This window comes from Pedobacter sp. 05L430 (assembly GCF_056397585.1).
This window is the reverse complement of the sequence record NZ_JBFTNT010000066.1, coordinates 1-18338: the sequence shown is the minus strand read 5'-3', so window position 1 is coordinate 18338 and position 18338 is coordinate 1. Positions and strand designations below refer to the sequence as shown.

Genomic DNA, 18338 nt, shown 5'->3' with positions numbered 1-18338 from the left:
GTCTTAATCGCTGCCAGAACTGAACTGATAGTATAAGCCTGAGCATTTGGATTTACAGTACCTCTATCCATCAATCCCGCGAACGGTCTTGTGGTTAAAACTGTATTGTCCATTACATAAGGCGAAATGGTATGATTTGCAGGTAATGCATCATAAGCTGCACCGGATACCGGCCACGGCTTAAGGTTACCTGTCGCGGTTTCTTGGATGATTACGTGTCCTCTTGGAATTACATCCGAGGCCCAACCAGTAACATCCAAAGTAGCACCGCCAACTTTACCGCTGATATATTCAACAATCACAATTGAATCGTTTCCTGTATTCAGTGATGTTGCAGCGTTAGCTAAATTTCCAATTGCTGTTGACATTTGTTGTTAATTAAAGTATTGAATCTACTGCTGCTTCTACCTCAGCAGCTGAGGCTTCTTTTTTGCTGCCAGCACCGCCAGCACCGCCTACAGGTTTAAATACACCTAATCCATCGTTGGCATCTTCTTGTACAAATGCTTTAGCGCTTTCAGACTTGCTAGTTAACCAACCGGTGAAGTGATCTTCATCCTTGAAGTTTAGAAGATCAAAGTCAGCAAGAGCGTCTTTTTTGTACACATCAGAAGTACCCTCCAATGCTTTAGCGTATTGTTCCCTACGGGTATTTGTCACTTTTTCAGTCCCCATTGCTGAAATTGCCTGTTCCTGTTTGTCGATCTTTGCTAACAGAACTTTTAACAGCTTATCAGTTGAGCTTTCATTTGGATCTGGTTCTGGCTCAGGAGTTTTCCCTTCCTCAATAGCTTTCAATCTCAATGCTTCTTTATCATCAGCAATTTTCTTTGCTTTTGCCCTTTCGTGATCATCTAATGCCGCGATATCCTTAAAAGGAGTCAGGTCATTAATCGCATCCAGATTTGCATCAATTAGGGTGTCGTCCGATTCGTCCGTTAATCCCTTTTCAGCACGTAATACAATTGCATCGATTCTTTCTTTTGATAGGTTCACTCCTGCTGCTTTTGCTTTCAGTCGTGCTGCAATCTTAATTTTAAGTGACATAATAAATTTGTTTTTTGGGTTTGTTGCTAAGTTGCATCCGTTAATTACTCGTACTACACCTTGCGAATACCCAAATTTAGCCCTATAGCAGCTCCCACTAAAGTAACCTAGCTTACTACACGTAGCTAGTAAGTGTATGCCAATTATTCATTAATGCATATACAACGACGCAACACTTGACTAATGCTAAATATTTTAGTAATTTTACAGTCCAAAAATTTAAAGAATGAAATTTATTAAGTTTAAAGCTGCTTATGGTGATGAGKAACGGGAAATAGTGATTAACCAAGTCAGCGGTAGTCTTAACGGGATTCATATTTACTTTGAACCCTCTCCTAACCGATATTGGGTATTGGGTAGTATTAACTATGCATTGGGCAAATGGAGAGTTAATTGGCTTGTACCGACCGAAAAGACTGTTCACCAGGAGCGTTATGTTACGGACGATAGCGATGCCATTTTAGATAGATTACAAGATGCTGGCTGGTTTGAAAACAATCACGATATTTAGTATGTTTAATCCCTAAACTTAAAACCATGTGTTACCACGTTTCATTTAAGGCAAAGGCTCATGATCTGATTAAAGCATTTGACGCACCCTTTCCGGAGGCAACAAATATACAGGAATACTATCATGCAAATGGTTTTACCTTACCTAAACTGCCCGTATTAGTGAATGATCCTAGTGGAAAGAAGTTAGAATTAATTCGATGGGGATATATCCCGGAGGATATTGAAAGCCTGGACCAAGCGACAAAACCTAAAAATGCGAGGCTGAATGCGAGAGCCGAAGGTGTTTGGTACAATTATAAAGATTCAATTTATACTGGAAGATGCATTGTACCGGTGAGTGGCTTCTTCGAGTCTAAACATGTTGGTAAGGAAAAAGTGCCCCATTACATCCACCCAAAAGAACATCAATTCTTTAATCTTCTCGGTGTGCATAATAAATGGATAGATTCCTTAAGTGGCGGTTATATTGATGCATTTACAATAATAACTGGTCCAGCAAACGAGTTAATGGCTGGCATACATAATACAGCTAAACGAATGCCTTTGATGATCGATAATAATCAAATTGAAATGTGGTTAGACCCAGAATTAACAAAATCACAGATTAAAGATCTTATGAAACCATGCGATGATCGGAATATGGCAGCTTACCCAGTTTCAAAAATCCTAAACGAAAGGGTTGAAAGTAATATCCCTGAAATATTAGAGCCAGTGATCAACCCTACTTTATTTGATTAACTATGGAACCATTTGAAATAAACTTAGTAGGCGAGGTGTTAACAGTCATGCCACAACCGGATGGATCATTTACTATATTTAACGGTGATGCCTTACTTGGAACAATTGCTCCTAATTATGATGAGTCAGACGCATTGAGGTGGCGCACATTGGACTTAATGGCCGTTGATTATGCGCAACAGGTAGGTGAACTAATTGATGAACATGAAATGTAATTATGGATTTTGGAAAAGTAGCAGATAGAGATATACAGTACATTGATTTTACATTGCCAAACGATGGTGTGTCTGTTGAACAAACCGTGCCGGGGGTGCCTACAAATACAAAGTGCTATGTAGGTTGCTCAAAGTGGGGACGTCAGGAGTGGATAGGAATGATTTATCCACCAAAAACCAAAGAAGCGGATTTCTTAGAAGAATACGCCAAGCATTTCGAATGCATCGAACTTAATGCGGTTTTTTATTCAATTCCCAATCCTAGTTTAATAAGAAAATGGTATGAGATGGTTAAACGCCCTGGCTTCTTATTCTTCCCTAAGATGAGTAGAACTATTACCCATATAAAGCGATTAAAGGATGTCGAAACACCATTGGGCATGTTCATGGGAGCAGTAGGAGAACTTAAAGAATACCTTGGGCCTATACTGATACAGGTTGGCGACAATTTTCCTCCAAAAAGTTTTAATGACCTTGAAACGTTCATTGGATTATTACCAAAAGAACACAAATACTTTATAGAGTTAAGGCATGAAGAATTCTTTTCTGATCGTAAAGAAGTGTTAGAATTGTTTATTGATAATCATATTGGTTGGGCTATAACCGATGCTTCAGGACGTAGGGACGTACTCCATATGGAATTAACCGTACCTGAAATTTATATACGTTTTGTTGGAAATGGCTCTAATCACCAACAATCTGATTTTGATCGCATTGATGCGTGGGTTCAGCGTTTAAAGGAATGGGGTAGCAAAGGACTAAAAGCTGTTTATTTTATTGTCCATCAACATGACGAAAAAAACACCCCAATACTTGCGGACTATGTGATTAAGCAATTCAATAAGCATATGGGATCAACCATACCTACCCTGAAATTTATTTAGCCTCGTCAATAATCTCCAACAATCGATCTAACCGCCATCTTACCGGCTCCTTAACTCGTTCGTGCGTACCCATACGAAGGATTGTTATTTGTTTATCCAGGAATAAAGCCACATCTGGCACCGTTGCACCTGGCCTCAATTCAATTCGCCCTTGTGGTAATTCTATCCCATGAAATGCTGCTTCGTAATCTTCTGCTGTAACATATCCCTTACTCATGCCGCGAAGGTAGGAAACTATTTCAATTCAAGCTCCGTATCGTTCAATTCAAAATAAAAGTTCTGTAATCTGTGAACGTATTTTAAATCGTATTTAATAGCACAATGGTAACCTTCTTCTTTGTAATCAAACCAAACATCAAAGCCGTCAACATCAATTAAAATCTGACGATCACCGTTTTTTACGTAGAAATATTCTTCATCTTTACGCTCTAAACCAAGTGCTACCAGCCATTCTTCAGTTACTAGTATTGGTGCAATGTATTCATGAATAATCACCTTGTCCTGAATTTTTACACTGGATTCATTGACCTCTTGTACCCTGCTATTTTCAAAAGCTGCTACAGGTTTTTCAATTGAAGCAAAATTTGCGTCTATGTAATTACCAATTCTTAGTTCGGTGGCTTTCATAAGTGCTAATTTAGTTATTTTAATCAAACCGACTCACATCTAAACGTATCTTTTCTTTCAGTATCCCAATGCTCTTGAATATAACCTAACGCTAACATTTGGTCAATATCCTTTTCATACAGGACGTTAACAAACGGCTCGTGGGTGTTATGACCACAGCAACTGCCACCGGTCGATATACCTAAACTCCATAAGTACTTAATCTCTTCAAAAATACACGGATCAATGCTAATAGTGCCAGACAGCCCTTTATTTAACCTAGCCTGTTTATAAGCAGACATATGCTCAGGTATATCCACTAAGATCATCTGATCATAGCATTCCTTCGTTTGGGGTATTATGTTTTTACAGTTACACATTATTTTATTGTTTTAGTTATTTGTTCTACTACCCATCCCATTAAATAAGCTTGTGGCTCATCGTTGTCAATGTCCAACTGGATATGGGCGCTTTTAAATATTTGGTTTACGATATGGACTGATTCGTGAGCGATAACACTCGATGGAGCAGTTGGTTTAATCAGTAATAATATTTTGTGCCGACCTGGTATTAAAAATGATTCAAAATCCTCTGCATCTTCCTTTATATCCATTTCATTCAAGGCTAATTGCAGATTTGGTGCAACTACAATTTGAAGTGATTGATAGTACAATGGGACTTCTATGGTTGTTGTTTTCATTAAGGCAATTCTGGTAAGGGCGTCCAATGAGTTGCATTAAAGAAATTACCAGCACGTTCGTTATTTTTGAAGAACCTATCAATGCTTTCAATATAATAACCTACTTCCATTTTGTTTTTATCCTTATTAATCAATACAACCAAAGTAAGTTTTTCTGGCTTACCATCATTCACGTTTATCCATTTAAAAGCCCATTTTACCCCTTCAACAAACCCTTCATTAAATGGCTCTGCTTTGGTATTATTACATAATAATTTATATGCATTAGCAGCATTGGCCGCTTTTTTTATCTGTTGTGTTTTCATCTACTTCTTAGTTAGTGCTTGTTCTGCTATTTCTTTAACCTGCCTTAGTATCTCTTCACCGTTCCATCTTATCGTAATAGACTTTGACCTATTAAATGGAGAAATAGTTACTATCCTTTCTAAGCATTTTCTGAATATGTTGTTTTCAGATCGTTCTTTCTTAAACCATTCACTAAGAGTTTTGATATTTTTATCTCTTATCTCCAAAGCCTCTTCCAACTCCTTATTTCTAGCCTCCAATTCATGACAATACTGTTGTAGGTCATTAAATCCTGGTTGAGATAAATATTGATTATCCATCCCGTCTGAAAATGCCGTTGCGATGGCTTCTCTAACGGGAAACATATCGGAGCGCTTAAGCGATGAAACGTATTCCTCTGCTATCTTTACCTTTGATTCTTCCATTTTATTTTCCTCCTTTTAAAAATTCATAAACTATACACATGTCCGAAAAATCATCTGTTTTACAGTCATCACAACCACAATCGAAATCGTATTCCCATTCTACTATTCTTCCATGCTTTTCTTTACACCTATGCGGCCCGTTATGACCTTGTGGTAATAAGCACCCTGTCTCATCATAGAAATCGTTACGATCCCTGTTGAAGTAAGTTCCGCATACTTTCTCTGTCATCCCCGGCTTAATTGTGTTTTGGTTGTTCATGGATTAATGTTTTATAATAAATAATCGTTCTGTTAACCTGTCTAAATGACCTAACGCATCACTACACTGCATTTCTATATGCTCTGAATGTCGGTCAATAAGGCGCCTTAATTCACCTTTGTTAGTGCAAGCGTCTATTTCGTCTACATCTATCAAATTACCTCCAAAGAAATCTTTATACTCCTTCATTTGCTTTTTTACATCTTCTATTTTCATTACGTTATATTTAGTATGTTAATTAAAAATCCATATCGCTAAACACACCAGTGCTGTTGCTATAATTGCGAAAACTGTTTTGAAGAGCATGGTTAAAACCTCCTCCCCTGATAAGCACCATAACCGCTGTAATCTCTGCCCTCAGGTTTCCGTGCAATTCCGACTAAAACCAATGCAATGACTGAAAGAGTGGCCCACAAAACGATCAGGCCAGTTAGTACGCGCCTCATCTCAGCCCCCTGTATACTTCAGTAATACAATCGAACTCTTTGAAAGACAATACTCCAGATGTGGTTATTGTACGATTCACCGTATCAATAGTAACCAGATCGTGCTTGTTAAGCTTAATCTCAATCAGTCCTAAGTCTGCGTTATCTTGCTTTGCCTGGAGGGTGTCTTTGAATTGTTCTAATGCTAGGTCTGTCATGTCCTTAATAATTAATTGATTCGTTCCAACAGATTATTTGTCCTTTAAACGGCTTAGGATATTGAAACCAATCTTGCAGATCGTGCCTCGATAAACCATCATTTTCAGCAACATACTCCAGTTTATCAGGCGAAATTGGATATCCATCTATGTAAAATGAATTGCCTTTTATCTCAAACTCCCAGATCTTCTTAATCTCGATATCAGGAGCGATTGTAATCATCTTCGAAGTGTATGGCTTACCTGACCAAACCCTAGGGCTAAACTTATCACCAACTTTCCATCTGATACCTGAGCGGATTGTATGGGATTTGGGGGCAAAATCAGCCCATTTATCAATTGCAAGTACCATAAGATCAAATATTCCTAATGTCGGTCGGCTCTTTAATGCCGTAAAGTCATTCGCTGAATATTCTGGAAAACCTTTACATAGCTTCTCCACGAAATATGTTGCCTGTCCTTTTCTTGGATGATACGCGGGGAATACCCTGCTGAAAGTTATTACTCCGCTCATAGCTATTGTTCACCGTTGCGGTCTGCAACGTCAAAGTCCTTTGGATTAAACCTGGTTCCGTTAGCTTTAGCGCTCAACCTTTCAAGTTCCTCCTGATCGGTAAGCCCCATTTCTTTCTTATACCTACCAGCTAACATTACTGCGTCTTGCAGGTGTTCTCTTAGATTTTTATTCTCTCTTTCTAAAATGATTGTGTTGTTCATATGAATCTTATTTATATTTCTTGCCACAGAAAGGGCAATAATTGTGAGTAATAAATGTATTTCTTGTCTTTTCGCGCACTTCACCAGACTTCATGGTGTGATTATAACCAACTTCTATTTTCTGTCCAGTTTTAGTTGATCCTTTACCGTCAAGTCTACCAATGTTTGATAGATCAAAGTAAACATGTGTTAAAGTCGGGTCTGACTTCATTAATTCCTCCCTAACTTTAGGGTTGCAGCATGGCTCCTTCATGATTCCTCTTTTTTAAATAGCCAGGCAAATAATGATAGTAGTCCTACGCCAAGTATACCAAACGCTACTGAAGCCGCTAGTAACCACCAAGGTGATTGGCATACAACCCATAAGCATCCCACTGCAATAAGTATTATCAGGACGTACCCGATTGTTGGTTTGATTTTCATTTCGATTTGTTTTTATTCAAGTACCTGGTGTATAAATCCATCCCAACACCTATCAGGATGGTGAATAGGATGGTTAGCATGAAGTCAATGATTGATAGGCTTCAAACACTTTAACTAAATCTTCCTTATCAATAAATACACCTTGTCGAGGCCCGTATTTACCAGTAGAATGAAGTGTTAATTTATCTTTGGTTACGATAGCATAACCACCATCGCCCTCAATGCGAATTTGTTGAGGTATATTCGTCTGCTCAATCCATTTCTCGGCTGCTTCTTTGGTGGAGAAGGCTTTAACTTGATCTGGAGTTGACACTGCTTTGCTGTCATTACTAAATACGCTATTACTGATACCAAGCATCCATTTGGCAGATACATCAGAATAATATGCATGGCTGTATTTATCCCCAACATAAAGCGGCACATTATCCTCACTGGTCATTGCAAACACAGGTACTTCAATCCCAGCCTCTGCTGCGAAGTCTTGGAAGGGGATGATTTTATAGCCTTCAGTTCCGAAACCCTTATCACATCCTTCCTCAAGAAATACCGGTTTTTTAGTATGCCTAACAATAATAGGATTAGGAGCTTTAGCATCTCCATCTTGTATATTGAACACATCCCAACCGTGGTAGGCTCTATGCTCCATCAACAACTTAAACTCACGTTCATTGTTAACCTGTATTGCGCACTTTTCGGATAGGATGGAGTCTTTTACGGGTATAGCCCATTCGCCATCAGCATAGAAACAATCGCTACCATTGTCCGACATAACCTGAATATCTCCGTTATGATTTAGGTCGGTTATTTGAAACTTTCCATTGCTTGTGTGGTCAGGCGCTTTGCCTCCAAACCGTGCAACAGTCCCAGCAGGATAATCCCGCATTGCTTTTTCGAGTAGTTCGTGTTTTTTCATCCTAAATAAGTATTATTAAATCCTTTAAAATCGCCTGCTACCATTGCGTAGATGACCAGAGCGACGATGATTGTTAGTGTGATTGTGCGGAAGATGGTCATGTTACCCCCTCCCACGTTTTAACTTAGCATTCTTAGAGAACTTCAACCGGTTCGTCCTACGTTGCTTTTGAGATTTGCCAAACCAAACTGGACTACCAAAAGCAATCCTCGCTGTTCCAAATGGAGCAGATGCCTCAACAGCTGATTGCTCTTTACTTTTACCTGCTAATCCTGCAAGGGCAGCAATAAAGCCCAACCCTAACATGTTTCTCATTCCAAACTTCATATAATTTTGTTTTTTAAGTGTCTATTAATGTTTAATTTGTTGTGAATTTTAAAGGTTTAAGTGTGCTTTTCAGATATAATGGGTGATACGGATTACCTTGCTTTGTAAGTTTCAGATAATGCCAATCATACTTTGTAAGGTCTGGCTTTAACATGGCTCTAGATGGATTGCCATATGCCAGAATATGCATTGAACAAATACTCATCATCTCTTTTACATGATTCTGATTTTCCTTAGGCTGCAACTCATCAGGCGCTAAACATTTCAAGTCATCAGGATTTGTTGCGCGGTAAGGAGAAAGATTACCAATCCAAATACCACCGAACCCCCATGATTTAGCGAAGTTCACACATCTGGTCATTGTTGGATCTGAATTAACTTCATCGGCTTTTGACGGGTTATGCATTATGAAAAGCACTGCTGGTTTCGTTTGATCCCAAATACGCCATAATCGATACCTGTATTTTTTGCATTCTGAAATTATCGCTCCAGAAGAGACAGACTGCGATTTGTTCCCGAAAAGATCAAATAATTCCATATAATAAATTTTAAAGTGTCAATAAAATAAGCGTAGGCACCACACCTACGCTAAATCAACCTAAACCAACCCCTATTGGGCAATATCTGCCTTGCTTCATTGTACACCAGGTCATCATCCCGAAGCCAATCCTTCACAAGGGCTTTACCATTAGCCCCGACTACGTTCTCATCGGGGCTCTTAAACATGTCTAGTAGCTTATATTTGCTACTTCCTGCAGGCCCCTATATGTCCTGCCTCTGCTCTCTGTTTTTTATGCTTTGCCTGCCCTTCGTGGATCACCCACTCACAGGACTTGAAATTGAGTTATTCCAATTATTAGCTAATGCATATTCTTAACCAAAAAAGAAAGGCTTATAGCCTTTTCTCCTTTTGATAACACTAAGGTAAAAACAATAAATGAATATTCCCAATATTAGTTAATGCATAATTCATAAAACTTGAATTTATTTTTACGACCTTCATTCGATCTAAATTAAACGGCATGAAAGCAAACATTACTAATATCCTTTTAGGTGGTATACTTATTTCACTGTGCTATGTAGGATTCCAACTTAACAAAGTAAATAGCCACCATTCAAGTTTTGAAATAATTCCTATGAGAATATTCGATAATGATGATCGAGATAATACATACAATCCAGTAATGATGAATCGCGAAACTGGTAGAATATATGAGATGGAAAAAAATGGCAACAAATACAAATGGGTATTTAAGATGGGTAAGTGATAAACCCCCAAACAACAGCAAAGACGATGTAGAACAAAATAGGTGATATGGTCCCAATCAACCCATACTGTTCGCTGTATGCCCTTAGTGTGAATAAGAGCATACAGCTAAGAAATGTGGTTACGTGGATGATTAGCATTACGCTCTACGTTTCAACTTAGCATTGTGAGAACACCTGTTCAAATTAGTATGACCTTTCTTATTCCCATGACCATACATCATTCCATATTGCATTGGCGACATGCCATACTCACCGCGTTGAATTAGATCTAACCMTCCTACCGAATGGACTTTGCGTTCTTGGGCTTCCTTACCTGTTGCAGGCGTACCTTTCAATTCATTCTGAGTGGTGCCCTGTGTTAATGGCGCGGTTGCTTGGGCAGATCCCATTAACCCGGCAAGAGCCAAAGCAAAACCTGCGCCCAACATTGATAGTCTGTTTCTTTTCATTTTGATTGTATTTACGCCTTGCGGCTATGTTTAACCCTTGATGAGGGGGTTGGTTTATGCGACTGGCGGAACTATTGCAGGGGCTGCTGCTTTTATATCGGCAACGATTTTATCAATCTCCTCTGCAATGTTCTCTACAAAATCAAGCTTACGTATCGCGGTTTCACGTGACATCAATCCTGCTCCATACATTGAAACTACATTGGTAATCTCTTCAGTTTTATTTCGTGGTAAGTCAATTTTAAACGCAGGTTTCATTGGTAATGCAACAGCGTCCTTAACGGTCGTATTGCTGGTTGCTAAACAAGCCTTAAGTAGATTTAGTTGACGCTGCTCAGCCATACCGATTGGCCCTTTCTGATTAGCTTTAGCCTGGTTGGTAGATGGTAAGAACATCAGCTCAATGCTTACCCCTGGCATATTTCCAGTAAAGGAGGCGCTATCAAAAGATACGGATGGGGTATTGGTTTCCATGTAAATGTCACGCAAGATATTCTCACGTTCTTTATTGGCAGCTTCCTGACCTCCTTTAGTCTCTACATACTTAAGGTCTGCCCCTTGACCTTCTAACTGGAATGTTTTACGAGTATTGGCATTCTCACCACCTTTAGCAGCTACGATAGTGCCAGTACCAACAAGAATAGGGAATGCTGACATTTTATTTTCGTCTGCCGTATCTGAGTCGATTTCCTCTCTTCGCTCCAACTTAGGCTCCACATCCTGATAGATCCTACGCTTTGCTTCGTGAAGGATGTACAATGCTTTATCAACCTTAGTATCAAAACTAACCTCTTCAATCCATCCTTGCGCCCCCTGAACATAAGTTATTACTTTTCCAGATAGCAACAGATCCATTTTCTCCACATCCTTATCATCAACCTTAACGGTGTAGATTCGGGCGCAAGCGATCATGTCTTTATACTGGTTACGGATTGGAACAATGGTATTACCATCTTCAGCGCTGAATATCGCACAACGCCATTTGATCTGCTTACTACCAGGAGCAGCAAGATCACCCCAGAATCCTTCTTCTGCATCAACAGCATACCAGACTACCAACACTTGAAGATAGATCAAACGCAAACGCTCAATCTCCATACGTTGATAATCCATTTTGTTATCATCATACGTGCGCTCAATCATCGCAAGCATCTTCTTCTCTACATCGGTTTGTGGATTACAATCAATAGTAACTCCTCCACCAAGTGATAGATTTACACTCCAATCCACAATAACTTTTTCAGTAGCAGAAGGGATACGGTGAATGTCTCGGTATTCAGTACGGTATAATGGATTGCCTTGTGCGTCATCAAGACCAGTCGGAACTTCAACAGGGCGCATTGGCCTGTTGTCAGTTTTGGTAACTTTATGGTTTTCTGGTTCGAAGTTTAATGCTGCATCCGAAATCTCAGGAGCTAAGGCTTTAACCTTGTCTACAAGTTTTTTAGGATCTTTAATAAGTTCATCGAGTTCCAGTTGTTCCATTCGTGTACTACCCTTGTGGGCACACACAAAAATACCCCACAGATTGCAGGGTATTTAGTAGGTAGGCTTACGTGCGTAGTTTAATATTAGTTACGCTTTTCTTAAGTAATCGAAAATCTTGTTCTCAATCGCCTTTTGATCTTCAAAAACCTTAGTTTTAACTTCTTCATAATCTAAACCCTCAAGTTTAGCTATTATTCTACTTTGGTTTTTTAGAGACATCTCAACCATTGACTCAATTTGGATCATTTTTTCGACTGCACGATCAATCGAAAATAGATACTCGTTTTCTTGTAAATTTTCTTGCATGATATTTTATTTTAAATATGAAACATACCTAAAGATACGGATTGTAACTGGAATGTTACATATAATTAATTATGCAAGTTTTCCACACAAAAAGCAAGGTTATCATAACTAAAAGCTCAAAGCTTTAATCCCGAGTCCTTTCCTACCACCACAATACATCAAGTATTCACTATCAAATGCAGTGGTTGCGATGTACCTTTTAGTATCGCTACAATGCCCAAACTCTTCATAAGTAACTCCAGTTACCTTATTTTTCTTTTTGGTCTTTTTAATCGTTCCGTCACTATCTTCCAATGCATACTGGTAGTCAAAAATTGATTTCTTGCAGCTCTCGTGAATGCCAATGGTTATACCAGACTTACCATTGCCCTCATATATCTCATTGATGAAGCCGCCAGACTGAACAACCGATGGATTCTTACTTTGAATCTTCAATATCGGCCTGTATTCTTTCAAATATTCCAATATCTTAGTGAAGAAGTTCTCACCCTTCTCAAGCTTTACATCTTCTTTAATGGAAGTCCTATCTCCTCCTACGAATAAACCGGCAACCTCTCCTAATGGATAACGTTTAGCAAACTCCTGGCATAAATCCTTGACTCTATTGCGTGGATCCTCCAAACATATCTCATCGATCTGTTGCAGGTGTTTTCCTTTTATCTGCCACAAAGTACATGTCAGGTATGGATTTACGTTCTCATCCCATGACATCCAAATAGGCAAAGACCTATCCCATTTAATATTATTCACATGATCAGCGTACTTGAATTTCTTCCAGAACTCACCACCGGTCCTGATCTTACCCCAATCACCAAGTCCATAAATTCGGTAATATTCAAAATCGGTTACTTTGTCCTTTTCAAAGTCATCTATGGTATGCTGATCAACAAAACCGCCTGATTGAACTAGCTGACCTGCGGCATTTACAGACCACTTCCCGACAATAAAAATGTTATCTAGATAATTTGTTTTGAATACAACCAGGTTGCCTTTCTCATTAACCCACATCCCGGCAATGTTTGATTCAACTTCTGTCAATTCCTCCAAATCAAACACCTTAGTTTTAATCCAATGCTCTTCGCTAACCGGGTTGAATATGCCAATGATCTGCTGATTAGCCTTACCGCGCAAACGCTTACGGATCTGTTTCAAGTCGTTCTCATCAAACTGGCTGATCTCTTCCAAGACTACCCGTTTAAAGTTTGCAAGCCCTTTAATCTTCTCGCTATCATCTAGGCCTCTGAATCTAACGTATGAGCCGGTAAGCTTACACATGATATAATTCTGCTGGATGACAAAATAATCTTCAAGGCCCCAACCTTTAATGATCCCTGTAAAATCTGAATAGATAGAGTCTTTAATGTCAACCGCATACTTACGCAATACCATTGTGTTCTCATCTTCATTCTCCATCATGGAAATAATAATGAGCTGCACGACGCTGTAAGTCTTACTGGCAGATGAGCCACCATAACACCAAATGAAACGAATTAAGGGGTTTAAAAAGGCATCGCGAAGATGCCAGTATAGATTGTTGAATATGTCAGGATTAAAATCAAATTTAATCTGCCTTGTTTCCACCATATCCTATTTTCACTGTTGTATTCAGTTCTCCCTTAAGGTCAAGCTCAGATTTTTCAACAAGCATGCCTTTAAACTTAGCAAGGGTAGTTAAAGCAGCATCTGCACTGTAAGGCTCAATCGAAATACCATCTCTGGTATGTTTAATTGACTTAATAATTCCACACTCTTTATCATCAACAACTTTAACCAAATCTAGTTCAGCGACTTCTACCATCTCGGTTTCACCATCAACAACTCGATATGCATTTGGATTCTGTTCAAGTTCAATCTCAAGTCTAACAATTTGTGACCTGGTAATATTTAGTTCAGCTTGGAATTTATCGAACTCTTCTCCAGTGTATCCCATTCTATCACAAAAGATCTCCTCACGGATCACCCAATCATTTCTACGCTTAATAACCTCTTTTAAAGGCATTATTACCTGAGGAGTGTAAGGAACTTTCTTTTTAACCAAATAGTCCTTCATATCAGTTCTGGCAATGTTTGTGAAGCGTTTTTTAATTTCTCCCTCACTTGCTCCTGCTTCTTCCAGTAAATTATCGATATATTTTTTGATATGAGGTTTTCTGAGGTTCTCGTATCCTATCTCAGCACAGGTGTTCTTTGAGTAACCAGAATCTCTTGCCGACCTTGAAGCGTTAAAATCTTTAATGTATTCATGGCAGAACTTAACTTCTTTCGCTGTTAACTTAACCTCAGGAACTAGAATGGTTACAGGTGGCTCCATCACGCAAATAAATTAAATTGTGTATCCTCAGGGTGAATACTAAAAACCTTAAACCTATCCACAACACTCATAACTTTCAACTTGAATGGACGAATGACTCCATTGCTATTTGGAAGCATAGGACTTTCAGTATAGACTTTTAATGCGTTGATGGTCTCAGGATTATTAACACCTAAAACTCTTTGCATCTCATCACGAACTCCTGCTGGTAATTTACCGGAAGCTTTTGCATCTTCTTTACGTCTTAGGTATGATAGCGGTTGATAAAGTTGATATACACAACTGATAAATATTAATTTCCGAGTTTCAAAATCCTCCTCTGTGAATGCATCAAGTACTGATTCATAGATTTTCTCAACATACTTTGGATTAACCAAAGTCCTTTTGAACTGGCTAATAATCTCCTGTGCCATTTCAGGATTGGTTTGCGAAATTACGCGCCCTAATATCTCAGCTTTTGATAACATGCTACCTCCTATTGATTATTAACCCCACTTAGTGGGTGTTTAAAACAAAAGTAGTTACAATATTCCATTATTCCAAATATTAGTTAATGCATAATTAGCACCAAATTTTTTTATCATTCTGAGCTTGATAAACTTCTCTCCTCTCCATTGTTTTGTATTTTCCTGTTGCTCTGTTGATGAACGTGTCCAACGTTGTTCCGATGCTCGTCATTGGCMATGGCACAGGAATTCTGCTATACTCACTGTCAAGTGTACTCTCCGACCCTATTAGCTCCCATGTACCGGTAGATCCAGTAAAAGATGAACACAAGTATTCTCCTCTCGAATTGAGTACAGGATTCATGCCACAAGCCTTTCCAATGCTTTGTTAAACACCTCAGACCTTCCAAACTTAGAAACATACCATCGGACAAAAGCTGCGAACTCAGTTGCGATGATGTATACCCCTCCTGCTTCGGTTATATGTTCCTCATACTTCTTCTGATCATTTGATTGCTTATCCCTACCGATTTTAACTTCAATTTTTACCGATAGGCTGGCTACCGTTGCAGAAATATCGGCAGTTCCTTTTGTTCCAGTCCCTTTCTGCCATTCTACTGAACCAATACGCATGTGCTGGCCAATGCTGTTGGTTACAACTTTGGTCCGGTMAACCATACGTCCTAAATTATTGATCCTTTCGGCAGCTCCTCCGGATAAGTTGATAAACTGAATTATAGCTTTAGTCAAACCGTTTGCAGTACGATCAGTGTGTTTAGTTCCAATCACATATTTTGTAGGTATTGATGGGGACTTATGCTCCCTGGTCAACTTATCCATTTCAGATAAAACTTGCAGCGCTGATATTTTTTTGGTTTTCTTTTTCATATCAAGTTGGTTATAGTGTGCTTGCTCCATTTCGGATTGGAAAACGTTTTGGTTCCTTGTACCGTTTTCTCTTAGGTAATCTACCTGATCCCTGATGTCTTTTATTTTTACAATACTCATAATCTATTCTCCTGCGTTAAATGCTTTATTTATGGATTCCAATTGTTTTTTTAGTGTTTCTATTTCGACCTGTTGCTTATTCCGTTGGTGGATTGAATTATTCAATAGCCATCTTAACTGGTAGTTATGATCATTCACTTTATTGCAGCTATCCAGAAATTCATCAAGAAGCAATAAACGTTTCATGCTTTCGAAGTACTTTTCATTTTGACCATTTTTAATGCCGTAGGAAGTAAGTTCACCAATCATTGACAACACCACACCTCTAGCAGAAAGTATCTCCATCGAGGGCTTTAAAATAGTGTCAATGGTAAATTCCCTGGCTTCAGCTATTGCTTTATAATATTCTTTGCTTTCCATGGTTAAAAAGGGGTATCATCTTTTTCATATAAATTATTTACTATGTCTTGGTTTATTTCAAATTGGGCACTTGGCGTCATTGCTGTTGAAATAGGTTCAGGAACAATTTCATGTTCAAAAGCATAAGAATCCTTACCATTAACTTTCTCATAGTACCTGTTTTTTTTCCAATCAAAGTATACTGACACTGATCCCTTCTTAGCCGTGCCTTTTGGTTTTGCCTTTAGTATTTTGATAATAGCTTCGTTTTCTGCAAATGGCAATCCTGATGATGGATTTAATGTTAAATCAACCTTTCCATTAACCCGGTTATGTTCTGGTCTCCAAACCCCAACAACATTAAATGCCCTACGCCCCCATACTGCACCTCCGGCAAAACTGTTTAGTGTCGGTACCGCAGTACAGTATACTTCCTGTCCAGTAACATCTTTTAAAACAATTGGTGGCAGGTCCTTTGCATGAGTTACGATGTTATTGTGCCAATTATTATTCTTAGCTTCTTGCCTTACACGTTTCAATGCCCAAGCAAGATATTTATCCTCTCTGCCCCCATATTTTACAAGATCCTCTTCTAAATCGTTAAACGGATCCAGTGAAGTTGTATTTAGTTTTATGCCTAATTGCTTCTCCAGTGATTTCCAATATTTATAGAAGCTTTCAATGTCATGATCAGTGTCATCGGCATTTATTGGGAAGAAATATTCACTCAACCAATTCATGGCTCCGTGAACTTCTTTCTCTGTAGGAGCATTAGGGTTTGATTTAAAAAATGGCTTCTTTAGGAATTTACTAATAAGCTCCGCAATCACGTCCTCCATGTTTCCAATTTCGCCAGACAAGAAACCATGCTTCCATCCAAAGCTCTGTGTTTGGTTGAACATCATTTCCATATGAAACTCTGTCTTACCAGCACCTGCAAATCCCAAATAGAAAGTTGAGTATCCGAGCTTGAAACTTAATAATTCATCCAAGTTTCTAAATCCGGTGTTTATGCCTCGCTGTATTCCGGTCTCGTAGTGGTGCATTACCGAGTCCCTGTAGTCGTTTATGGTTAGTTTCATTTGAATAGGTTTACATTTTTGCTTTGGTCTATTGCTCCTTTATTTACAAAAGGTTTTATGCCTTGTCTAACCTCCTTATCTCTTGAAATCCATCCAGATGCAGCATTTTTCCACTTAGTCATCTTGTTTTTGCCAACCATCCAATTTTTAGATTCATAAAAATTTATGAATCGTAAAGATTGATCATTGCATTCAGATTCAGTCCATAACGTTTCCAAAGATTTTGACACAAAAAATTGAAAAACTTCATCAATTATTGGTGGAGCGAAACTCTTTTTCTCTACTTCTTTTGTTTTATTTTCTTTTGTTTTATTTTCTTTAGGGGTAACTGTTCTCGGTTTATCACTTTTACTTAGTAAATACTTACTATTACTTTGTAAATGATTACATGTAATGTTTAAATGTTTACATAATAAAGTTTTATCCAAGCACTTGTTAGTTCTCCTTTTGTAAGCTTCCTGGATGAAATAAATAAACTTTTCTGACCAAACAATTTTATAATCTTGCCATAACTCTTTATCAAATTCACCAAGTTTACAGAGGTCGCTTATAATATTATCAAGCATATTTTCGTCGACCCTACACTTAGAAGATAAAAACATAAATTGGATTTCATCTGATAGGTTAAGATAGTGAAAATCAGTTACAGCAATCTCCCTCAATAATTTAATCCAAGTAGAGTATCCATCGTTTCCGTAACGATTTTCTATGTAATTTATGGCTTTACCCTCTTTGCATAAAAAGGGAAAATAATCCACATTATTTTTTTCAGGTTGTGCCATAATGGTATTTTTATTTGGTGAAGGTTTGTTTTAATTCTCTGAGAACCTTGATTAAATTTTCTATTTCCTCCTTGCTTTCGAATTCAAAATATTCTGGACCATCAATGGACTGAATTTTAATTACACTTTTGTTTTCTGAAGTATTGTATGCTGACAATTCAGC

33 protein-coding genes are annotated in these 18338 nt (G+C 38.3%); 5 read left to right on the top strand and 28 right to left on the bottom strand.

Features of this window, described 5'->3' with window-relative positions; genetic code table 11:
- The coding region (locus AC1DG9_RS11995; protein ID WP_477634677.1) for a hypothetical protein at window positions 1-368 on the bottom strand (368 nt) is incomplete at its 3' end.
- A 10-nt stretch (window positions 369-378) separates the two neighbouring features.
- A complete protein-coding gene (locus tag AC1DG9_RS11990) occupies window positions 379-1047 on the bottom strand; it encodes a hypothetical protein (protein ID WP_477611960.1) in 669 nt (222 codons plus the stop codon).
- 226 nt (window positions 1048-1273) lie between these two features.
- On the opposite strand from AC1DG9_RS11990, the gene AC1DG9_RS11985 reads away from it, so the two are divergent.
- The 4 genes from AC1DG9_RS11985 to AC1DG9_RS11970 are packed head-to-tail and all read left to right on the top strand — an operon-like array spanning window position 1274 to window position 3397.
- Window positions 1274-1558 carry a hypothetical protein gene (locus tag AC1DG9_RS11985; RefSeq protein WP_477634676.1) on the top strand — a complete coding sequence of 95 codons (285 nt, stop codon included), beginning with the start codon at window positions 1274-1276 and terminating at the stop codon, window positions 1556-1558.
- Between the two features lie 26 nt (window positions 1559-1584).
- Entirely contained in the window at window positions 1585-2298 is a 714-nt protein-coding gene (locus AC1DG9_RS11980) for an SOS response-associated peptidase (protein ID WP_477611958.1), read from the top strand.
- Window positions 2299-2300: 2 nt separating this feature from the next.
- Window positions 2301-2513, top strand: a complete 213-nt coding sequence (locus AC1DG9_RS11975; RefSeq protein WP_477611957.1) for a hypothetical protein — start codon at window positions 2301-2303, stop codon at window positions 2511-2513.
- A gap of 2 nt (window positions 2514-2515) precedes the next feature.
- Entirely contained in the window at window positions 2516-3397 is an 882-nt protein-coding gene (locus tag AC1DG9_RS11970) for a DUF72 domain-containing protein (RefSeq protein WP_477621743.1), read from the top strand.
- Here the strand turns inward: AC1DG9_RS11970 and AC1DG9_RS11965 are convergent.
- The 16 genes from AC1DG9_RS11965 to AC1DG9_RS11890 form a co-directional block, all read right to left on the bottom strand.
- A complete protein-coding gene (locus AC1DG9_RS11965) occupies window positions 3390-3614 on the bottom strand; it encodes a DUF6965 family protein (RefSeq protein WP_477611955.1) in 225 nt (74 codons plus the stop codon). The two genes, AC1DG9_RS11970 and AC1DG9_RS11965, sit on opposite strands and share 8 nt — an antisense overlap.
- A gap of 17 nt (window positions 3615-3631) precedes the next feature.
- Window positions 3632-4024, bottom strand: a complete 393-nt coding sequence (locus tag AC1DG9_RS11960; RefSeq protein WP_477611954.1) for a hypothetical protein — start codon at window positions 4022-4024, stop codon at window positions 3632-3634.
- 358 nt (window positions 4025-4382) lie between these two features.
- The gene (locus AC1DG9_RS11955; protein ID WP_477611953.1) at window positions 4383-4703 is read right to left on the bottom strand and encodes a hypothetical protein; all 321 of its coding nucleotides are present in this window, start codon (window positions 4701-4703) and stop codon (window positions 4383-4385) included.
- Window positions 4703-5008, bottom strand: a complete 306-nt coding sequence (locus AC1DG9_RS11950; RefSeq protein WP_477611952.1) for a DUF551 domain-containing protein — start codon at window positions 5006-5008, stop codon at window positions 4703-4705. Before AC1DG9_RS11950 ends, AC1DG9_RS11955 begins: the two co-directional genes overlap by 1 nt.
- Entirely contained in the window at window positions 5009-5413 is a 405-nt protein-coding gene (locus AC1DG9_RS11945) for a hypothetical protein (protein WP_477611951.1), read from the bottom strand. It abuts the gene before it with no gap.
- A gap of 1 nt (window position 5414) precedes the next feature.
- Window positions 5415-5672: a hypothetical protein gene (locus AC1DG9_RS11940; RefSeq protein WP_477611950.1), complete on the bottom strand. Its 258-nt coding sequence runs from the start codon at window positions 5670-5672 to the stop codon at window positions 5415-5417.
- A gap of 3 nt (window positions 5673-5675) precedes the next feature.
- Complete coding sequence (locus AC1DG9_RS11935) at window positions 5676-5888, bottom strand: hypothetical protein (RefSeq protein ID WP_477611949.1); 213 nt, start codon at window positions 5886-5888, stop codon at window positions 5676-5678.
- A 92-nt stretch (window positions 5889-5980) separates the two neighbouring features.
- Window positions 5981-6118 carry a hypothetical protein gene (locus AC1DG9_RS11930; RefSeq protein ID WP_477611948.1) on the bottom strand — a complete coding sequence of 46 codons (138 nt, stop codon included), beginning with the start codon at window positions 6116-6118 and terminating at the stop codon, window positions 5981-5983.
- Complete coding sequence (locus tag AC1DG9_RS11925; RefSeq protein WP_477611947.1) at window positions 6115-6315, bottom strand: hypothetical protein; 201 nt, start codon at window positions 6313-6315, stop codon at window positions 6115-6117. Before AC1DG9_RS11925 ends, AC1DG9_RS11930 begins: the two co-directional genes overlap by 4 nt.
- A gap of 4 nt (window positions 6316-6319) precedes the next feature.
- On the bottom strand, window positions 6320-6829 hold the full coding sequence (locus AC1DG9_RS11920; protein WP_477611946.1) for a hypothetical protein: 510 nt from the start codon (window positions 6827-6829) through the stop codon (window positions 6320-6322).
- Window positions 6830-6831: 2 nt separating this feature from the next.
- A complete protein-coding gene (locus AC1DG9_RS11915) occupies window positions 6832-7032 on the bottom strand; it encodes a hypothetical protein (RefSeq protein WP_477611945.1) in 201 nt (66 codons plus the stop codon).
- Window positions 7033-7039: 7 nt separating this feature from the next.
- Window positions 7040-7285, bottom strand: a complete 246-nt coding sequence (locus tag AC1DG9_RS11910) for a hypothetical protein (protein WP_477611944.1) — start codon at window positions 7283-7285, stop codon at window positions 7040-7042.
- Window positions 7286-7528: 243 nt separating this feature from the next.
- A complete protein-coding gene (locus AC1DG9_RS11905) occupies window positions 7529-8368 on the bottom strand; it encodes a hypothetical protein (protein ID WP_477611943.1) in 840 nt (279 codons plus the stop codon).
- A 102-nt stretch (window positions 8369-8470) separates the two neighbouring features.
- Window positions 8471-8695: a hypothetical protein gene (locus AC1DG9_RS11900; protein WP_477611942.1), complete on the bottom strand. Its 225-nt coding sequence runs from the start codon at window positions 8693-8695 to the stop codon at window positions 8471-8473.
- A 31-nt stretch (window positions 8696-8726) separates the two neighbouring features.
- Window positions 8727-9233: a DUF1643 domain-containing protein gene (locus AC1DG9_RS11895; protein WP_477611941.1), complete on the bottom strand. Its 507-nt coding sequence runs from the start codon at window positions 9231-9233 to the stop codon at window positions 8727-8729.
- A gap of 50 nt (window positions 9234-9283) precedes the next feature.
- Complete coding sequence (locus AC1DG9_RS11890) at window positions 9284-9421, bottom strand: hypothetical protein (RefSeq protein ID WP_477611940.1); 138 nt, start codon at window positions 9419-9421, stop codon at window positions 9284-9286.
- Window positions 9422-9717: 296 nt separating this feature from the next.
- Here AC1DG9_RS11890 and AC1DG9_RS11885 point away from each other — a divergent pair, with 296 nt between their 5' ends.
- Complete coding sequence (locus AC1DG9_RS11885; RefSeq protein WP_477611939.1) at window positions 9718-9963, top strand: hypothetical protein; 246 nt, start codon at window positions 9718-9720, stop codon at window positions 9961-9963.
- Between the two features lie 138 nt (window positions 9964-10101).
- Here AC1DG9_RS11885 and AC1DG9_RS11880 read toward each other — a convergent pair whose 3' ends face one another.
- From AC1DG9_RS11880 to AC1DG9_RS11835, 10 genes are all read right to left on the bottom strand, one after another.
- The gene (locus tag AC1DG9_RS11880; RefSeq protein WP_477634675.1) at window positions 10102-10413 is read right to left on the bottom strand and encodes a hypothetical protein; all 312 of its coding nucleotides are present in this window, start codon (window positions 10411-10413) and stop codon (window positions 10102-10104) included.
- 54 nt (window positions 10414-10467) lie between these two features.
- Entirely contained in the window at window positions 10468-11898 is a 1431-nt protein-coding gene (locus AC1DG9_RS11875; RefSeq protein ID WP_477622214.1) for a phage portal protein, read from the bottom strand.
- 90 nt (window positions 11899-11988) lie between these two features.
- Entirely contained in the window at window positions 11989-12207 is a 219-nt protein-coding gene (locus AC1DG9_RS11870) for a hypothetical protein (protein ID WP_477622213.1), read from the bottom strand.
- A gap of 108 nt (window positions 12208-12315) precedes the next feature.
- Window positions 12316-13791 (bottom strand): PBSX family phage terminase large subunit, encoded by a 1476-nt coding sequence (locus AC1DG9_RS11865; protein WP_477611935.1) that lies wholly within the window; start codon window positions 13789-13791, stop codon window positions 12316-12318.
- The gene (locus AC1DG9_RS11860) at window positions 13769-14518 is read right to left on the bottom strand and encodes a terminase small subunit (protein WP_477611934.1); all 750 of its coding nucleotides are present in this window, start codon (window positions 14516-14518) and stop codon (window positions 13769-13771) included. Before AC1DG9_RS11860 ends, AC1DG9_RS11865 begins: the two co-directional genes overlap by 23 nt.
- The gene (locus tag AC1DG9_RS11855) at window positions 14518-14985 is read right to left on the bottom strand and encodes a hypothetical protein (RefSeq protein ID WP_477611933.1); all 468 of its coding nucleotides are present in this window, start codon (window positions 14983-14985) and stop codon (window positions 14518-14520) included. The genes AC1DG9_RS11860 and AC1DG9_RS11855 overlap by 1 nt, the downstream gene beginning before the upstream one ends.
- Before the next feature lie 339 nt (window positions 14986-15324).
- On the bottom strand, window positions 15325-15972 hold the full coding sequence (locus AC1DG9_RS11850) for a hypothetical protein (RefSeq protein WP_477634674.1): 648 nt from the start codon (window positions 15970-15972) through the stop codon (window positions 15325-15327).
- A 3-nt stretch (window positions 15973-15975) separates the two neighbouring features.
- Entirely contained in the window at window positions 15976-16332 is a 357-nt protein-coding gene (locus tag AC1DG9_RS11845) for a hypothetical protein (RefSeq protein WP_477611930.1), read from the bottom strand.
- Window positions 16333-16334: 2 nt separating this feature from the next.
- Window positions 16335-17393 (bottom strand): P-loop NTPase family protein, encoded by a 1059-nt coding sequence (locus AC1DG9_RS11840; protein WP_477611929.1) that lies wholly within the window; start codon window positions 17391-17393, stop codon window positions 16335-16337.
- Entirely contained in the window at window positions 17390-18175 is a 786-nt protein-coding gene (locus AC1DG9_RS11835) for a DUF4373 domain-containing protein (protein ID WP_477611928.1), read from the bottom strand. The genes AC1DG9_RS11840 and AC1DG9_RS11835 overlap by 4 nt, the downstream gene beginning before the upstream one ends.
- Window positions 18176-18338 lie beyond the last annotated feature (163 nt).

Excerpts from the sequence above, each read along its gene's own strand:
- AC1DG9_RS11990 (WP_477611960.1), bottom strand. The coding sequence starts at position 1,047 with ATGTCACTTAAAATTAAGATTGCAGCACGACTGAAAGCAAAAGCAGCA.
- AC1DG9_RS11980 (WP_477611958.1), top strand. The coding sequence starts at position 1,585 with ATGTGTTACCACGTTTCATTTAAGGCAAAGGCTCATGATCTGATTAAA.
- AC1DG9_RS11975 (WP_477611957.1), top strand. The coding sequence starts at position 2,301 with ATGGAACCATTTGAAATAAACTTAGTAGGCGAGGTGTTAACAGTCATG.
- AC1DG9_RS11970 (WP_477621743.1), top strand. The coding sequence starts at position 2,516 with ATGGATTTTGGAAAAGTAGCAGATAGAGATATACAGTACATTGATTTT.
- AC1DG9_RS11965 (WP_477611955.1), bottom strand. The coding sequence starts at position 3,614 with ATGAGTAAGGGATATGTTACAGCAGAAGATTACGAAGCAGCATTTCAT.
- AC1DG9_RS11960 (WP_477611954.1), bottom strand. The coding sequence starts at position 4,024 with ATGAAAGCCACCGAACTAAGAATTGGTAATTACATAGACGCAAATTTT.
- AC1DG9_RS11955 (WP_477611953.1), bottom strand. The coding sequence starts at position 4,703 with ATGAAAACAACAACCATAGAAGTCCCATTGTACTATCAATCACTTCAA.
- AC1DG9_RS11950 (WP_477611952.1), bottom strand. The coding sequence starts at position 5,008 with ATGAAAACACAACAGATAAAAAAAGCGGCCAATGCTGCTAATGCATAT.
- AC1DG9_RS11945 (WP_477611951.1), bottom strand. The coding sequence starts at position 5,413 with ATGGAAGAATCAAAGGTAAAGATAGCAGAGGAATACGTTTCATCGCTT.
- AC1DG9_RS11940 (WP_477611950.1), bottom strand. The coding sequence starts at position 5,672 with ATGAACAACCAAAACACAATTAAGCCGGGGATGACAGAGAAAGTATGC.
- AC1DG9_RS11935 (WP_477611949.1), bottom strand. The coding sequence starts at position 5,888 with ATGAAAATAGAAGATGTAAAAAAGCAAATGAAGGAGTATAAAGATTTC.
- AC1DG9_RS11930 (WP_477611948.1), bottom strand. The coding sequence starts at position 6,118 with ATGAGGCGCGTACTAACTGGCCTGATCGTTTTGTGGGCCACTCTTTCA.
- AC1DG9_RS11925 (WP_477611947.1), bottom strand. The coding sequence starts at position 6,315 with ATGACAGACCTAGCATTAGAACAATTCAAAGACACCCTCCAGGCAAAG.
- AC1DG9_RS11920 (WP_477611946.1), bottom strand. The coding sequence starts at position 6,829 with ATGAGCGGAGTAATAACTTTCAGCAGGGTATTCCCCGCGTATCATCCA.
- AC1DG9_RS11915 (WP_477611945.1), bottom strand. The coding sequence starts at position 7,032 with ATGAACAACACAATCATTTTAGAAAGAGAGAATAAAAATCTAAGAGAA.
- AC1DG9_RS11910 (WP_477611944.1), bottom strand. The coding sequence starts at position 7,285 with ATGAAGGAGCCATGCTGCAACCCTAAAGTTAGGGAGGAATTAATGAAG.
- AC1DG9_RS11905 (WP_477611943.1), bottom strand. The coding sequence starts at position 8,368 with ATGAAAAAACACGAACTACTCGAAAAAGCAATGCGGGATTATCCTGCT.
- AC1DG9_RS11900 (WP_477611942.1), bottom strand. The coding sequence starts at position 8,695 with ATGAAGTTTGGAATGAGAAACATGTTAGGGTTGGGCTTTATTGCTGCC.
- AC1DG9_RS11895 (WP_477611941.1), bottom strand. The coding sequence starts at position 9,233 with ATGGAATTATTTGATCTTTTCGGGAACAAATCGCAGTCTGTCTCTTCT.
- AC1DG9_RS11890 (WP_477611940.1), bottom strand. The coding sequence starts at position 9,421 with ATGTTTAAGAGCCCCGATGAGAACGTAGTCGGGGCTAATGGTAAAGCC.
- AC1DG9_RS11885 (WP_477611939.1), top strand. The coding sequence starts at position 9,718 with ATGAAAGCAAACATTACTAATATCCTTTTAGGTGGTATACTTATTTCA.
- AC1DG9_RS11875 (WP_477622214.1), bottom strand. The coding sequence starts at position 11,898 with ATGGAACAACTGGAACTCGATGAACTTATTAAAGATCCTAAAAAACTT.
- AC1DG9_RS11870 (WP_477622213.1), bottom strand. The coding sequence starts at position 12,207 with ATGCAAGAAAATTTACAAGAAAACGAGTATCTATTTTCGATTGATCGT.
- AC1DG9_RS11865 (WP_477611935.1), bottom strand. The coding sequence starts at position 13,791 with ATGGTGGAAACAAGGCAGATTAAATTTGATTTTAATCCTGACATATTC.
- AC1DG9_RS11860 (WP_477611934.1), bottom strand. The coding sequence starts at position 14,518 with ATGGAGCCACCTGTAACCATTCTAGTTCCTGAGGTTAAGTTAACAGCG.
- AC1DG9_RS11855 (WP_477611933.1), bottom strand. The coding sequence starts at position 14,985 with ATGTTATCAAAAGCTGAGATATTAGGGCGCGTAATTTCGCAAACCAAT.
- AC1DG9_RS11845 (WP_477611930.1), bottom strand. The coding sequence starts at position 16,332 with ATGGAAAGCAAAGAATATTATAAAGCAATAGCTGAAGCCAGGGAATTT.
- AC1DG9_RS11840 (WP_477611929.1), bottom strand. The coding sequence starts at position 17,393 with ATGAAACTAACCATAAACGACTACAGGGACTCGGTAATGCACCACTAC.
- AC1DG9_RS11835 (WP_477611928.1), bottom strand. The coding sequence starts at position 18,175 with ATGGCACAACCTGAAAAAAATAATGTGGATTATTTTCCCTTTTTATGC.